Consider the following 15692-nt stretch of genomic DNA (forward strand, 5'->3'; position numbering starts at 1 on the left):
CGCCGGACCCCCGCCGCCACCCCGGCCGGCGGCGACGACCTGATCAGCCCGATGCAGGGCACGATCGTCAAAGCCGTGGCCGCCGACGGCGACACCGTCACCACCGGCGACGTGATCGTGGTGCTGGAGGCGATGAAGATGGAACAGCCACTGACCGCGCACAAGAGCGGCACCGTCACCGGCCTGACCGCCACCGCCGGGCAGAGCGTCACCGCCGGCGCCCTCATCTGCGCCATCAAGGACACCTGACCGGTTACCGGCGGCCGTCCGGGGTGGTGATGAGCCCGCTCTCGTAGGCGGCGATGACGAGCTGGGCCCGGTCCCGGGCCTGCAGTTTGGCCAGGAGACGGCCGATGTGGGTCTTGACCGTGCCGACGGTGAGGTGAAGGTGCTCGGCGATCTCGGAGTTGGACATTCCCTTGCCGATGAGGGCGAGCACCTCGCGCTCGCGTTGGGTGACGTCGTTGAGGTCTCGCACGACCGGGACGGGGTGAGGGCCTCGCAGGAATTCGGCGATGAGCCGACGGGTCACGGTGGGCGCGAGCAGCGCTTCGCCGGAGGCGACGACGTGGATGGCGGCCAGGAGCTCGGTCGCGGTGGCGCTTTTGAGGAGGAATCCACTCGCACCTGCCCGTAGCGACGCGTACACGTATTCGTCCAGATCGAACGTGGTGAGGATCAGCACGCGGACGCCGACACCATCCGGGGCAGTGCAGATACGTCGTGTCGCCTCGATGCCGTCCATGTCGGGCATACGCACGTCCATGAGAACGACGTCGGGTCGCAGCCGGCGGGCCAGGAGCACGGCTTCGGCGCCGGTGCCCGCCTCGCCCACGGTGGCCAGCCCCGGCGTGGTGTCGATGAGGACTTTGAGGCTGTCGCGTACCAGTACCTGGTCCTCGGCGAGCACGACACGGATGGGCGGGGGCGGGTGGTGCGAAGCGGTGTCGATAGTCATGCCTGGGCGCCGCTCGGGTCATAGGGCAGTCGAGCCGACACGCGAAAGCCTCCTTCGGGCCGCGATCCTGCGCTGAACGTGCCTCCGTACATCTTGGCCCGTTCGCGCATGCCGATGAGGCCGTGACCGCCGTGGCCCGCTCGCGGCGGCCGGCCATGGCGGGAACCGTCGTCGACGACCTCGATCACGGCTTCCCGCCCGTCGATGTCCACGGTGACCGAGCAGCGGGTGGGCGCGGCGTGAGTGATGACGTTGGTCAGAGCCTGTTGCACGATTCGGTACACCGACACCGCCACCGCAGGAGGCAACGCAGTCTCCTCGCGGACGGTCAGGTCCACCTCGACCCCGGCCGAACGGGCGTGAGCAGCCAGTTCGGGCAGGTCCGCCATACCGGGAACGGACAGATGGGCCTGCTGGGGATCGCCGTCGGACCGCAGGAGGCCGAGCACTCGGTGGATCTCGGTGAGCGTGCTCCGGCTGGTCTGCTCGATGACGGCCAGCGCGGCGCGTGCCTCCTGCGGACGGGCGTCGGCGACATGGTTGGCCACGGTGGCCTTGACGGCGATCAGGCTCATGCTGTGGCCGATGACATCGTGCAGTTCCCGGGCGATGCGCCTGCGCTCGTCGGCCACCGCGGCCTCGGCGAGGTGACGGACGAGGCGAGCGGTCGTGTCCCGCTTCCAACGGACGACCGTCCCGATGGTCCACCCGGCGGCCAGGAGGACACAGATCGCACCGATCTCCACCGGCCAGTACGGCGGCATCTCGCTGGGCCACGCCGCGGGCGTGAGGCCGGGGAAAACCCGCGCGTAGAAGACCAGCACCGCGGCCACCGCACCGAACGCGCAGGCTGCCAACCCCGCCACCGACCAGCCGGCCGAGGCGGTGGCGGCCACCAGGTACAGCACGAGCACGGTCGGCACGAACGACACCCAGATCGCGCCCGCCGCGACGGCACCGGCCACGGTCGCCAGCACGCTCACGGCGCACGCGAGACCGAGCATGGCCCGCGGCCAGCGCCGCCGGACGGCGACCGGAAAGCTCACGACCGCCGCCACCGGCCAGGCCGACCAGGCAGGCCACCACGACGACGGTCCCGGCGGATCAACGATGGCGTATCCGACGATCAGCGCCACGACGACCGCCACCACCGCGTCGGCAACGCCCCTGCCGCCAAGCCGCCATCCAGCCCAATCCATGACGGGAAGGTACCGCCTTGTCGGGTCACCCGGCATCCGCCCACGGTCAGACACTCGCATCCGTCCGGGGTCGTACCCGGCTCTGCATGCCACACCAAGATGCGACCTGAGCCGGACGCGCCCCCACCGCACCGCCCATCACCATGCTGGTGCACCCGGCATACCGGGCCGAGAAGCGCCGACACGGACACGATGGGCGGGAACACATGAATGTTGAGCTTCGCGGGCGAATCACACGATGGCGGCGGGCCGGCGCGGACCGGCGCGCCGCCAACGCCACGGCCAACCTGAGCCGACAACCCCCGTTTCCCGGACGATGGGTGAGCGCCATCGCGCTGATCGGCGGCCCCGTCCTGCTCATGGCCGGGATTCTCCTACGCTCCCGGTTCCACTACTTCTTCCCTGATCAGCTCGCCGCCTACACCCGGCACCCCGCCCTCATCACCGCCGCCTATGCCTGCTTCGCCTGCGGGACCGTCCTGCTGTGGCCGGCGGTCATGACGCTGGCGCAACGGATCGCGGCCACCAGCCCGCTGTGGGGACTGTGGGGCGGCTGTCTGGTGATCGTCGGCCTGTTCACCCGGACCTTCCAGTTCGGCACTGATCACCTGGCCTTTCACCTGACCGACAGCTTCGGCCTGCAATCAATGATCAACGGCATCGACGACTACTACGTGGCATGGCGGGATGTCACCTGGCATCCGTTCAGGGCGCTGTCCGGACCGGCCTTCTTCGGCTGGGTCGTGCTGGCCATCGGCGCCTACCGCTCCGGCGCCCTAGGGCTGGGCCGTTCGATCGCGCTCGGCCTGATGTCGGCGCTCGCGCTCGGGACGCTCAAAGGCACCGAACCACAGTCCATCATCGCGGCTGGCGGCCTCTGCGTCGCATTCGTCCCCTTGGGCATCTCCCTGCTGCGCAGCGGCCCCCCGCCCAGTAAACGCGCCATGCTGTGGCTCGTCGTCCTCATCGGCGGGCACATCCTTGGTACGGCCTACGGCCCAAGGGGATGAGGACCCCGGACCAGTGGTACGTCGGCGAGCCCTGAGATCCACCTCGGCGGCACCGGCATCCGCACATCTACCTGCAGGCGGTACGGACGCACTCGGTTGTCGCGCCCGCGGCAGGGCGGTGAAACGCCGGGCCGAGGTGGCGACGAGGAGCCCGAGTGCGGCGTAGGCCGCGCCGAGCAGGCTGACGGCCGACCATCCGGCGGCGCTGTAGGCCCAGGTGGTGGTGATCGCACCGAGCGCGGAGCCGAGGGAGTAGAAGGCCATGTAGGCGCCGATGACGCTGCTGCTCCGGTCGGGGCGGGCGGTGGTGAGCAGGTGCTGGCTGGTGACGTGAACGGCTTGCACGGCGAAGTCCTGGACGATGACGCCGACGATCAACAGCCACAGCGACGACCCCGCTTGAGCGATCAGCAGCCACGAGGCTGTGAGCAGTGCCAGCGACCAGCCGGTGACCGAGGACGCCAGGCCCCGGTCGGCCCATCGGCCGGCCCGGGCCGCGCCCAGCGCCCCGGTGAGACCGGCGAGTCCGAACAGTCCGATCTCGGCGGTGCCGAGGTGCCACGGCGCGTCGCCGAGCGGGAGCGCCAGTCCGCTCCACAGCGTGCCGAAGGAGGCGAACAGGAAGAACGCGACCAGTCCGCGACTGAGGAAGAGCCGGTCGCCGACGACCAGACGGCCCAGCGATGACAGCAGCCGCCCGTACCGGGCTCGGGGACGGCGGATGTCGGCGTCGAGGGTGAATCGGGCGGCGAGCGCGAGCATCACGCAGAGCCCGGCGATTACGAGGTAGACCGTCCGCCAGTCGGTCAGCTCGCCCAGTGCGCCCGCGACCACCCGCACCCCGAGGATCCCGATGACCACGCCCGAGGTGACCGCTCCGATGTTGCGGCCGCGCTCGCCGGCCGGTGAGACGGCGGCGACGTAGGCCACCGTGACCTGGACGACCACGGCGAACAGTCCGGCCAGGGCCAGGCCCGCGATCGCGATGCCGCCGCCGGGCGCGGCGGCGGCCACCCCCGCGCCCACTGCTGTGAGCAGCAGGTGCGCCGTGATGAGTCTGCGGCGGTCGAACAGGTCACCGAGCGGGACCAGCAGCACCAGCCCCGCGAGATAGCCGATCTGGCCGGCGGCGACCAGCCACCCCAGTGCTCCTTCCCTCAGTCCGAGGTCCTCGCCCGCGGCCTCGAGGACCGGCTGGATGCCGTAGACGGTCGACACCGCCACCGCGCACACCAGCGCGAGCACGGCCCGCTGCCTCCCGGTCAACCCTGACGACATGTCACCCTCCAATAGGTTGCAAAATGCAACCTATTGGAGGCTAGGGCATACTGGTTTCATATTGCAACTCATCATGGAGGGGGCCGGTGGACGTCACACTCGCTGCGGGAAGCGCCTGGACCGACCCGGCCTGCCCGGTCGCACGGACCGTCGACCTGATAGGCGACCGGTGGAGCCTGCTGATCATCCGCGACGCGATGGACGGGGCGACGGCCTTCACCGAGTTCCATCAGCGGCTGGGGATCGCCCGCAACATCCTCACCGACCGGCTCCGCAAACTCGTCGAGCACGGCATCCTCGACAAAAGCGCCGCCACCGACGGCAGACGGCAGACGTACCGGCTCACCGAAGCCGGGCAGGACCTCTTCACGGCCGTGGTCGCCCTCCGCCAATGGGGCGAGCGCCACGCCTTCGCCCCGGACGAGCCGCACTCCGTTCTCGTCGACGGCCAAGGGCGGGAGCTTCCCGAACTCCGCCCGCTCGGCCAGGACGGCGCGCCGCTCTCCGCCGAGGCGTCGCGCGTTCGGAAAACCGCCTGAGCCCAGCCGCGGCCGAGGGCACGGCCGTCACCGGCGGCGACGATCGACTCGCCGGGAACGACTCAGTAGACGCCGCTGCGGCGCATGGCGCGGGGGCGTCCGTCGGGATCGCACACGATCCGGTAGAACGGCGTGGCCCAGGCGCTGGTCAGGGGCGACAGGGGCGCCGGCTCGTACAGCCGCAGCCGCCCGTCCGGGCGGGGGCCCCGGCGTCCCCCGGCGTGCCACCGCTCCAGGGCGTGCGCGGAGTCGGCGAAGGCGGCGAAGAACGCCTCCGGATCCAGCAGGTCCGCGTCGCGGACGCCGGGACGGTCGAGGTGCTCCCGGGCGAGGGTCAGCCGCAGGTCCCGGGGGAAGCGGCGCGCGCCGTCCCCGTGGCCGCCCGGGTCACGGGGTTCCCGGCCGTCGGGGGTCTCGTCGAGCACCGCGCAGGTGAGCTCGGAGTCGTAGGTCCAGGACCTGCGGTTGAAGTTGTCCGAGCCGATGGTCGCCCACACGTCGTCGACGATGCAGACCTTGGCGTGGACGTAGACCGGGGTGCTGTCCCGGTTCTCGACGCCGTACACCGCGAAGCGCTCTCCGCCCGCACGCCTGAGGACCGACAGGGCCTGGTTGCGGCCCAGGATCTGGGGGGTGCCGTTGAGCGCGCCGTCCTGGTCGGGGTGGAGCGGGAGGACACTGATCATCAGCAGGCCGGGGTTGGCCTTGAGCGCCTCGGCGAAGGACTCGGCGATCTGGGGCGACCACAGATACTGGTCCTCGATGTAGATGAGGGAGCGGGCGCGGCGCAGCGCCTTGAGGTAGCCGCGGGCGATGCTGCGCTCTCCCCGTGGCGCGAACGGGTAGCGGGCGCGCCGGTGGGCGTAGGTCCGCAGGAGCTGTACGGCGTGCGGGCCGCAGGCGGGCGGGTCGGGGAACTGCGGCGGCAGCGGATCCGCCCGGGTGTCCTCGTGGCGGATCAGGTCGGCCAGGCGGTGCAGGGGGTTGCGGGTGAGCGGCTGGGGGTCCTCCCAGCGTTCCCGGAACACGGCCTCGACGTCGCCGACGGCCGGTCCCTGGATCGCGGCCTGGACGTCGTGCCAGGGCGGATGCGCGCCGTACACCTCGGCCATGGGGGTGGCCTGCGTGTCGCCGCCGTGCGAGGCGTCGTCCCGGCGGCTCCAGCACAGGTCGATCCCGCCGACGTAGGCGATGTCGCGCTCCGGTTCCGCGCGATGCCGCAGCACGACGAGCTTCTGGTGGTGGGAGCCGCCGGGCGGGACGCGCATGTCGCGCAGGCACTCGCCGCCGGCGGCCTCGATGGCCTCCCCGAGGTGGCGGTTCTCGGCCTCGCTGAAGCGGAGCCGATCCCAGTGCGAGCGCCACAGAAGGCCCTTGACCACGACGCCGCGCCGGGCGGCGTCGGAGAAGACGTCGGCGACCTCGGTGCCGGGACCGTCCAGCCTCTCGTCGGGATCGCCGCGCCAGTCGGTGAACAGCAGCAGGTCTCCGGCACGCAGCTCGCGGACGCGGGTGAGCAGCTCGGCGAAGTACGGTGCGCCGTGCGGGATGGGACGTACGGTGTTCCCGCCCGACCAGGCGATGTCGTCGTCATGCCTGGCGTCGATCCGCGTCGCCGGGTTGCCGCGCTCCTCACCCTTGAGGAACCAGTCGTCTTCCTTCATTTAGTACGATCTACCCTTTTTTGCCCTAATTTCACGTTCTGTGTCCTCAGGGAGGGGAGAGGGGCCCGGCGCCCGCCGCCCTCCGGCCGCCCGATCTGCCGGGCGGCCGGAGGGCGGCGGGCGTTCAGCGGTCCGGCGTCCGGGACGGCGTCCCCCCGTGAGGAGGGGACGCCGCGATGGTCACGGACGGTTGCAGCTCAGGCCGCCTCCGGCGTGGTTGATGAGGTCCTGGTAGACGACGCTCTTGCGGATCGGGGTCTTGCTCTCCACGGTCTGGACAGTCTTCCCGCCGCGCTGGAGCTCGAAGACGGGCGTCGTGCCCGCCACCATCTCCGCCTTGAACGAGACCAGCCCGGCCTGCGCGTCCAACGTGTCGACCCGGGAACCCTGCTTGATCACCAGCTTGCCCGGTGTCTTGAGGAAGGCGACGAGCTCCACCGTGTTCGTGGCGGGGTCGCCGTTGAGAACCTTGATCGGGCCGATGGTCTGCTTGGTGGCGTCGAACGGCGCGTCGGTGCGGTGGCTGCGGTGGAAGTAGTAGAGCGCGTCGCGAGCCACCACCGGCGCCTTCCCGGTCTTGAACAGCGTCGTGTAGTAGGCGATCAGGTCGGAGGGCGCGTACCCTCGCATGACCGACGGCGCCAGCCACGATTCGGCGTAGTCGTTCCAGGTGATGAGCGCGATGATGTCCGCGTCACCCTGTGCGGCCTTCAGGAACGACTGCTGCAGCAACTGGCTGTTGGCCGGCTCCCACAGGCGCTTGTCCCTGGGGCGCACGTCCTCGAGCGAGGCCGGCGCCATGTAGAGGCGTCCCCGCTTGTGCGCCTCGATGCCGCCCTTGCGCAGGGATTCGGTCGTGCTCACCCACTTGCTGCCCCACGAGGAGTAGCCGACGACGTGGTCGTTCCACTCCGTCTTCCCGGTGCCGTTCCAGCTGAGGAAGATCGGGAAGAGCGAGGTCTTCATGCCCTTGGCGGCCAGCTTGTCGCGCAGCTGGTCCCACCAGGCCGCAGGGTGCCGCTCCGGATAGAACGGCGCGAGCGGGATGGTGCCGTCCTCCAGCTTGTAGAGCGACGGGTGCCCCTTGGCCATGAGGATGTCCTCCATGACCTTGTCGTGCGGGGAGTCCTTGGCCGTGGGGAAGTCGGGGCTGAGCATGATCTTGAAGTTGGGATCGACCGCCTTGGCCGCCGCCAGCATCGCGGGGAACTGGTTGAACCGCTGGTCGCTGGCCGAGGTGTGGTGCTCGTAGATGAACCCGTCGAGGCCCATCGCGATCGCCTGCCGTACCTCGACCTCGAAGTCGAGCTGGCGCCAGTTCTTCTCCGGGCGCACCGGGCGCGGCAGCGGCCGGTCACGCGAGTGGCCGCCCTGACCGGCGTACATCCCGTTGGAGCCCATCGGGTCCAGCCAGGAGGCGTGCTGGTCCTTGGAGGGGTCCTTGTTGTCGATCGACACGGGATAGGGCGGGAAGTAGAAGGCGAAGACCTTCTTGTCGAAGGAGCGCAGCGCCGCCGGCGAGAGCTTGTCGAACGGCAGGCAGTTCCCGCTTGACGGCGGCGGCGTGGGCGTGGCCGTAGCGGTGGGTGTGGCGCTCGGCGTGGCGCTGGGCGTGGGAGTCGGGGTGGCGCCGGCCGGGGAGTAGCTGATCTTCAGGCGCGGTCCCCTGTTGCCCGTCTCCCGCGAGGAGTACAGGACGGCGACGGGCCCCTCGCCAGCGGTGAGGGCGAAGGTGTAGCGCCCGTTGCCGGTGAAGGCCGAGGAGACGTCGATCCCGGCGGCCTTGTCCGCGGTGAAGCCGTCACGGGTGGCGAAGGCCGCGCCGATGGTGGGCTTGCTGTTCCAGGTGGTGGCGCTCTCGGTCCAGGCGCTGGTCACCTTGTGCACCGAGATCACGGTCTCGACGGTCCTGCCGGGCGTCACCTCAAGGGTCATCTTCACGTTCGTGGCGCCCTTCGGCACGCCCGAGACGGTGAAGCCGGTGAGCACGCGGCGCTCACCGTTGGTCTTGCCGTTGCACGACGCGGCGCAGGCGGACAGCCAGGTCGCGGTCCCGTAGGACTTCGCGGGGTCCGCCTGGCTGATGAAGACGTCGTCGGTCGCGGGCACCGTGGTGTCCGCCAGCGCCGCGGCGGCGGGCGCCGCCGAGACGGTGGCGAGCCCTCCCGAGGCGGCGAGGGAGAGAGCGGCGACGATCAGCGCGACCGTCGTCCGTCGGTTGGGGGGCAATTGAACTCCATCGGCTTGCTGAACAAGTCGTGATCAACATAGCTGCGACCCAGCTGCCTTATGTGATCAATGCCCAAGTTTCGGTGCCGGATTTATTGGGATTTCGGATTGGAACGATTGAAACGGGGAATGCGGTCGAGCCGGCGGAGCGGCGCATCGGCAGGCGTGCTCACCATGGCAGATCCCCCATTGTGAGACCGTTCCGGAGCGTGGTGACTCCGTCACGGCGTCCCGGCGGACGCGCATCCGCCACGGCAACGCGCCCGCCTCTCCTCCGGGACGGTCACGGCCGCCGCCTGACGGGCCGGTGCCGCGCCCGTCCCGGAGGAGACAGCGCCTAACCCGGTGGGGCCGGCAGATCCGAGATGCTGTCCAGCCAGGCCTGGTGCAGGCCGGCGAAGCGGCCCGCCCGTGCGATGAGCTGGTCGGGAGGGCCATCCTCGACGATGCCGCCGCTGTCCATCACGAGCACCCGGTCGGCGATCTCGACGGTCGACAGCCGGTGGGCGATGATCAGCGCGGTCCGTTCCGCCAGGATCGTCCGCATCGCCCGCTGCACCAGCCGTTCGCCGGGGACGTCCAGGCTGGAGGTCGCCTCGTCCAGGATCAGCACCGCGGGGTCGGCGAGGAAGGCCCGGGCGAACGCCACGAGCTGCCGCTGCCCGGCCGACAGCCTGCCGCCGTGCTTGGCGACCTGGGTGTCGTAGCCCTCCGGAAGCGCCGAGATGAACTCGTGGGCGCCGATGGACCGGGCGGCCTCGACGACCTCGGCCATGGTCGAGCCGGGCCGGCCGAACCTGATGTTGTCGGCGACCGAGCCGGTGAACAGGAAGTTCTCCTGGGTCACCATGACCACCGCGCCGCGCAGCGAGTCCTCGCCGAGATCACGCAGGTCGACCCCGTCGAGCAGCACGCGGCCGGCGACAGGGTCGTAGAACCGGGAGACCAGCTTCGCCAGCGTGGTCTTCCCCGCCCCGGTGGTGCCGACCAGCGCCACGGTCTGCCCCGCCGGGATCGCCAGATCCATCCGGGACAGCACCGGGGTGCCGTCCAGGTAGGAGAACTCCACCTCCTCGAACCGGATCTCCCCGCGTGGCCGTTCCAGCGCCACGGGGGTGTGAGGCTCGGCCACCGCGGGCCTCTCCTCCAGCACGCCGGAGAGTTTCTCCAGGGCCGCCCCCGCCGACTGGAAGGTGTTGTAGAACTGCGAGATCTCCTGCATCGGCTCGTAGAACTGGCGCAGGTAGAGCAGGAACGCGGCCAGCACGCCCACCGTGACGTCGCCGTCGATGGCCAGCAGGCCGCCGTAGAACAGGACGGCGGCGATCGTGACGTTCCCGATGAGCTTGACGCCCGGCATGAAGAGCGCGATGAGGCGCATGCTCTGCACGTTGGCGTGCGCGTAGTCGGCGTTGAGCTGGGAGAAGATCTCCTGGTTGCGCGGCTCCCTGCGGAACGCCTGGACCGCCCGGATGCCGGTCATCGACTCCACGAAGTGGACGATCACCAGCGCCACGGTCTCCCGGGTCCTGCGGTAGGTGATGCTCGACTGCCGCCGGAACCAGCGGGTGAACAGCAGCAGGACCGGTAGCGGCAGCAGCGCGACCACGGCGAGCGGGACGTCGAGGACGAGCAGCAGGACCGCGGTGCCGGTCAGCGTCAGCACGGCGGTGACCAGGCCGTCGAAGCCCGACTGCAGCATCTCGGAGATGGCTTCGATGTCGGAGGTGAGCCGGGCGACGACCCGGCCCGAGGTGTAGTCGTCGTGGAAGGACAGCGACAGCTTCTGGAAGTGGGCGAAGACCCGCCGCCGTAGCTCCAGCAGGATGCTCTGGCCGATGCGGCCCGCCATCCTGAGGAAGACCTGCCGGGTGGCCGCCTGGGTGATCGCCGCCGCCAGAACCGCCACGACGACCGTCACCAGCGTGGCCGGCCCCTCGCCCGCGAGCATCGGCGGGATGCCGGCGTCGATGCCCACCTTGACCAGGTAGGGGATGGCGAGGGCGGCGGCGTTGCAGATCACGATGACCGCGACGAGCAGTGCGATCTCCTTGCGGTACGGCCGCAGCAGCTCGCCGAGCAGCCGTCGTGACCGGGCGCGGAGCAGGAACGACACCTGCTCCGACAGGTCGTCCTTGTTCTCGGCGGCGACGCCGCGCCAGCCCTGTGTCGTGGTCTGGCTCATCGGAGTGCCTCCTGGCTGTCCAGGTCGCCGTCCAGGCCGTCCAGCCCGTCCGGAGCGCCGTCCAGACCGTCCAGCCCGTCCGGAGCGCCGTCCAGTTCCGCCGACAGCAGCGCCCGGTACTCCGGCACGGCCGCCATCAGCTCCTGGTGGCGGCCGACGTGCGCGATCGTGCCGTTCAGCAGCAGGGCCACCTTGTCGGCGAGCAGCACGGTGGAGGCGCGGTGCGCCACCACGATCCCGGTGGCGTCCCGCAGGACATGCCGCAGGGCCTCCTCCACCAGGGCCTCGGTCTCGACGTCCAGGGCCGACAGGGTGTCGTCCAGCACGAGGACTCTCGGCCGGCTGAGGACCGCACGGGCCAGGGCCAGGCGCTGGCGCTGGCCGCCGGACAGGGACATGCCCTGCTCGCCGATCCTGGTGTCCAGTCCCCACGGCAGCTGGTGGACGAACCCGGCCTGGGCGACCCGCAGCGCCTCCTCGATCTCCTCCTCGGTGGCGTCGTGCCGCCCCAGCGTGAGGTTCTCCCTGACGCTCATGGAGAACAGGGTCGGCTCCTCGAAGGCCGTGGCGACCATCGAGCGCAGGGCGGGCAGCGACAGGTCCCGCACGTCGTGCCCGTCGATCGTGACCCGGCCCGCGCTGACGTCGTAGAGCCGGGGGACGAGGGCGGTCAGCGTGGTCTTGCCCGAACCCGTCGCGCCCACGACCGCGACCGTCTCTCCCGGCCGCACATCCAGCCAGACGTCGCGTAGCACCGGTTCGGCGGCTCCGGGGAAGCGGAACTCCACGCCCTCGTAGCGCAGATGGCCGCGGGGGCGTTCGATCGCGTCCGTGCCGCCGACGATCTCCGGGTCGGTGTCGAGCACCTCCATCACCCGGTCGGCCGAGGTCATCGCCTCCTGGGCCATGACCAGGATGAAACCGAGAGCTGAGACGGGCCACACGAGCTGCAGCATCAGCGTGGTGAAGGCCACCAGGGTGCCCAGCGTCAGCGAGCCCGAGCCGACCGCGAGCGCGCCCAGCAGCAGCACGATGGCGAGAGTGACGTTCGGGATCACCTCCAGGAAGGTGAAGAACCTGGCAGACAGCCGTACCTTCTCCATCGAGGTCCGGTAGACCTTGCGGGCCCCGTCGTCGAAGGTGTCGAAGACGTGGCGGCCGCGGCCGAAGGCCTTGATCGTGCGGATGCCGACCGCGGACTCCTCGACCACGGTGGCGAGGTCGCCCTGCTCGTCCTGGACCTGGCGGGAGACGGTGATGTAGCCCCGCTCGAAGCGGAGCGAGGTGACCACGACCGGGAGCGCCGACGCGGCGACCAGCAGGCCGAGCGGCCAGTACATCTGCAGCAGCAGCCCCGTCACCGTCACGATCTGGAAGATGATCAGGACGAGGAAGAGCATGCCGAAGCCGAGGAAGCGCCGGATGACCGACAGGTCGGTCGTCGCGCGGGAGAGCAGCTGGCCGGACTGCCAGGCGCCGTGGAAGCTCATCGGCAGCCGCTGCAGGTGCCGGTAGAGGTCGTCGCGGATCGTCGTCTCCAGGCCGATGACGGCATCGGCCAGGAACCACCTGCGCAGGAAGATGAGCAGCGCCTCGATCACGCCCAGTGCCAGGGCGAGCAGTGCGAGGGGGAGGAGGGCTCCGGTGTCGCCGCGGGCGACGGGGCCGTCGATGATCTCCTTGCCGATCAGCGGGATGACGATGCCGATGGCGATCCCGCCGAAGGCCGGTATCCAGATGAGCACCAGGCGGGTGGTGTAGGGACGGAGGTAGGACTTCATCCGCCACAGCGAGCTCGTCCTGAGGCTGCGCGGGCGGGGGGTCGGGGACTGACGGGTCTCGGTATCTCGCCCGGGGGCGGTATCAGGGGGCRTCAGCAGGCAGCACACTCCTCACGGTTCTCACTTGAATTGATCACCATTCCGGGGTAAAGGCCCACTCAGGCTAAGACCGCCGTCAACTGATTTTCCGCGTCGCGAGCCCCCCGGCGGTGTTCCGCTGATCGGTGTCGCCCGCTCGCCTGTTCGACAAGGGGTGACGGTCAGAGTCTCCGCGACCCGGCGGGGTGTCGGCAATTGTCCTGAGAGTGGTCGTCCTGTTACTCCGAGCTGCCGTAGAGGTGGCGTCAATAATCACGCTAAATACGTATTAATGCTGTCAAGATTTACCAAAAGCCCTCAGTCTCGGTATTTGCTTGCTCTGTGAGATGGACCTGATCCCGGAAACGCCCCGGGCCGCCCGGATGGCCGGACGTGACGCCCCCTGGCCCGGCCCGGTCCCCGGCAGGAGATGATCGGAGCAGGGAGCCGTCCGCCGGAAGGGGCGGCTCGCGGGGTGACCGGTGAGGAGCGACGGCCGATGGACAGGGCACGCGGGCGGCTGCGCGTCTACCTGGGCGCGGCCCCCGGGGTCGGCAAGACCTTCGCCATGCTCGACGAGGGACACCGCCGACTGGCGCGCGGCACCGACGTCGTCGTGGGTCTCGTCGAGGCCCACGGCCGTCCCCGCACCGCCGAGCTGATCGGCGGCATGGAGGTCGTCCCCCGCCGGACCGTGGTCCACCGCGGGACCGCCTTCACCGAGCTCGACGTGGACGCGGTCATCGCCCGCGCTCCCCGGATCGCCCTGATCGACGAGCTGGCGCACACCAACGTGCCCGGCTCCCGGAACGCCAAGCGCTGGCAGGACGTCGAGGAGATCCTCGACGCCGGCATCGACGTCGTCTCCACCGTCAACATCCAGCACCTGGAGTCGCTCAACGACGTCGTCCGGCAGATCACCGGGGTGCCGCAGCGCGAGACCGTGCCCGACGAGGTGGTACGGCGGGCGGACGCGGTACAGCTGGTGGACATGCCGCCGGACGGGTTGCGCCGCCGGATGGCCCACGGGAACATCTACGCGCCGGAGAAGGTCGACGCGGCGCTGTCCAACTACTTCCGGGTGGGCAACCTGACCGCGCTGCGCGAGCTGGCCCTGCTCTGGGTCGCCGGGAAGGTCGACGACCAGCTCGATCAGTACCGCGCCGAACACGGCATCGAGGGGACCTGGGAGGCCCGGGAGCGCGTCGTGGTCGCGCTGACCGGTGGTCCCGAGGGCGACACGCTGATCCGGCGGGCCGCGCGCATCGCGGCCAGGACCAAGGGCGCCGACCTGCTGGCCGTCCACGTCACCCTCTCCGACGGGCTGGGCGGGGCCGACCCGGCGCGCCTGGCCCGCCAGCGCGCGCTGGTGGAGAGCCTGGGCGGCACCTACCACCAGGTAGTGGGGGAGAACGTGCCGCGCGCCCTGCTCGACTTCGCCGGCGGGGTGAACGCCACCCAGCTCGTGCTGGGCGCGTCCCGCAGAGGCAGGTTCGCCCACCTGTTCTCCCGGGGCGTCGGGTTGACCGCGACCGCGCTGTCCGGCGCCATCGACGTCCACATGATCCCCCACGCCGAGGTGGGCAAGGGCGCGCGGCGCGTCCGGCCGAAGGCCGCGCTGACCCGCACGCGCAGGCTCGCGGGCTGGGCGATGGCGCTGCTGGGCATTCCGGTGCTCACCGCCGCGCTGGTCCCGTTCAGAGCCGATCTGACGTTGCCCAGCGGGATCCTGCTCTTCCTGCTCATGGTCGTCGGCGTCGCGCTGGCAGGCGGCATGTGGCCGGCCGTCACCGCGGCCGTGGCCGGATTCCTCCTGCTCAACTATTTCTTCACCCCGCCGTTCGACCGGCTCACCGTCTCCGACCCGCACAACCTGCTCGCGCTGAGTGTCTACGTGCTGGTGGCCGTCATGGTGAGCGCGGTCGTGGACCTGGCCGCCCGCCGTACCAGGGAGGCCGCGCGGGCGGGCGCGGACGCCGAGGTGCTGTCCACCCTGGCCGGACACGTGCTGCGCGGCGAGTCGGCGCTGCCGTCCCTGCTGGCGCGGCTGCGCGAGACCTTCGCCCTCACCTCGGTCACCCTGCTGGAACGGGTGGGCGAGCCGGCTCCGGACGACCAGTCGGACCCCGAGGCGTGGCGGATCGTGGCCACCGCCGGCGCCACCCCCTGCACCTGCCCCGGCACGGCCGACGCTGACGTGGTCATCGACGAGCGGCTGGTGCTCGCGGTACGGGGCAGGCTGCTGGAGGCCTCCGACCGGCGGGTGCTGGAGGCGTTCGCCGCCGAGGCGGCCGTGGCGCTGCGCCAGGAGCGCCTGCGCCGGGAGGCCGACCTGGCCGGGCCGCTGGCCGAGACCGACAGGATGCGCACCGCCCTGCTCGCCGCCGTCAGCCACGACCTGCGCACCCCGCTGGCCTCGGCCAGGCTCGCCGTCGAGAGCCTGCGCGGCACCGAGATCGAATGGAGCGCGCAGGACCGCGAGGAACTGCTGGCCACCGCCGACGAGTCCCTGCTCAAGCTCGACCGGCTGGTCGCCAACCTGCTCGACATGAGCCGCCTGCAGGCCGGCGTGCTCGGCCTGACCCTGCAGCCGGTCGCGCTCGAAGAGGTCATCCCGCGCTCGATCGACGACCTCGGCCCGCTCCGCGACCGCGTCGAGGGCGACGTGTCCGTGGACCTGCCCGAGGTCGTCGCCGACTCCGCGCTGCTGGAACGGATCCTGGTCAACGTCATGTCCAACGCCGTGCGCTACAGCCCGGCGGGCAAGAAGG

10 protein-coding genes are annotated in these 15692 nt (G+C 70.7%); 3 read left to right on the top strand and 7 right to left on the bottom strand.

All coding sequences use genetic code 11. The annotated features are described in order from the left end of the window. The coding region (locus CA984_RS33985; RefSeq protein WP_341351744.1) for an acyl-CoA carboxylase biotin carboxyl carrier protein subunit at positions 1–249 on the top strand (249 nt) is incomplete at its 5' end. 4 nt (positions 250–253) lie between these two features. On the opposite strand, the gene CA984_RS33990 is transcribed toward CA984_RS33985, so the two are convergent. From CA984_RS33990 to CA984_RS34005, 3 genes are all read right to left on the bottom strand, one after another. Next, positions 254–958 carry a response regulator gene (locus CA984_RS33990; RefSeq protein WP_086577538.1) on the bottom strand — a complete coding sequence of 235 codons (705 nt, stop codon included), beginning with the start codon at positions 956–958 and terminating at the stop codon, positions 254–256. Continuing rightward, positions 955–2157, bottom strand: a complete 1203-nt coding sequence (locus CA984_RS33995) for a sensor histidine kinase (RefSeq protein ID WP_165781515.1) — start codon at positions 2155–2157, stop codon at positions 955–957. The genes CA984_RS33990 and CA984_RS33995 overlap by 4 nt, the downstream gene beginning before the upstream one ends. A 776-nt stretch (positions 2158–2933) precedes the next feature. After that, positions 2934–4445, bottom strand: a complete 1512-nt coding sequence (locus CA984_RS34005; RefSeq protein ID WP_242676324.1) for an MFS transporter — start codon at positions 4443–4445, stop codon at positions 2934–2936. A gap of 86 nt (positions 4446–4531) precedes the next feature. On the opposite strand from CA984_RS34005, the gene CA984_RS34010 reads away from it, so the two are divergent. Further along, entirely contained in the window at positions 4532–4984 is a 453-nt protein-coding gene (locus tag CA984_RS34010) for a winged helix-turn-helix transcriptional regulator (RefSeq protein ID WP_086577540.1), read from the top strand. Positions 4985–5046: 62 nt separating this feature from the next. On the opposite strand, the gene CA984_RS48885 is transcribed toward CA984_RS34010, so the two are convergent. From CA984_RS48885 to CA984_RS34030, 4 genes are all read right to left on the bottom strand, one after another. Further along, positions 5047–6648: a phospholipase D family protein gene (locus CA984_RS48885; protein WP_086577541.1), complete on the bottom strand. Its 1602-nt coding sequence runs from the start codon at positions 6646–6648 to the stop codon at positions 5047–5049. A 180-nt stretch (positions 6649–6828) separates the two neighbouring features. Next, the gene (locus CA984_RS34020) at positions 6829–8877 is read right to left on the bottom strand and encodes a glycoside hydrolase family 71 protein (RefSeq protein ID WP_086577542.1); all 2049 of its coding nucleotides are present in this window, start codon (positions 8875–8877) and stop codon (positions 6829–6831) included. 337 nt (positions 8878–9214) lie between these two features. Beyond that, positions 9215–11062, bottom strand: a complete 1848-nt coding sequence (locus CA984_RS34025) for an ABC transporter ATP-binding protein (RefSeq protein WP_086577543.1) — start codon at positions 11060–11062, stop codon at positions 9215–9217. Further along, positions 11059–12843, bottom strand: coding sequence for an ABC transporter ATP-binding protein (locus CA984_RS34030; protein WP_242676325.1), 1785 nt, complete (start codon positions 12841–12843; stop codon positions 11059–11061). Before CA984_RS34030 ends, CA984_RS34025 begins: the two co-directional genes overlap by 4 nt. A gap of 577 nt (positions 12844–13420) precedes the next feature. Between CA984_RS34030 and CA984_RS34035 the strand changes: the two genes are divergently transcribed. Next, the coding region (locus CA984_RS34035; RefSeq protein ID WP_086577544.1) for a sensor histidine kinase at positions 13421–15692 on the top strand (2272 nt) is incomplete at its 3' end.

The organism is Streptosporangium minutum (assembly GCF_002149035.1).
In the GTDB taxonomy this organism is placed as follows: Bacteria; Actinomycetota; Actinomycetes; order Streptosporangiales; family Streptosporangiaceae; genus Streptosporangium; species Streptosporangium minutum.

Excerpts from the sequence above, each read along its gene's own strand:
- CA984_RS33990 (WP_086577538.1), bottom strand. The coding sequence starts at position 958 with ATGACTATCGACACCGCTTCGCACCACCCGCCCCCGCCCATCCGTGTC.
- CA984_RS33995 (WP_165781515.1), bottom strand. The coding sequence starts at position 2,157 with ATGGATTGGGCTGGATGGCGGCTTGGCGGCAGGGGCGTTGCCGACGCG.
- CA984_RS34005 (WP_242676324.1), bottom strand. The coding sequence starts at position 4,445 with ATGTCGTCAGGGTTGACCGGGAGGCAGCGGGCCGTGCTCGCGCTGGTG.
- CA984_RS48885 (WP_086577541.1), bottom strand. The coding sequence starts at position 6,648 with ATGAAGGAAGACGACTGGTTCCTCAAGGGTGAGGAGCGCGGCAACCCG.
- CA984_RS34025 (WP_086577543.1), bottom strand. The coding sequence starts at position 11,062 with ATGAGCCAGACCACGACACAGGGCTGGCGCGGCGTCGCCGCCGAGAAC.
- CA984_RS34030 (WP_242676325.1), bottom strand. The coding sequence starts at position 12,843 with ATGAAGTCCTACCTCCGTCCCTACACCACCCGCCTGGTGCTCATCTGG.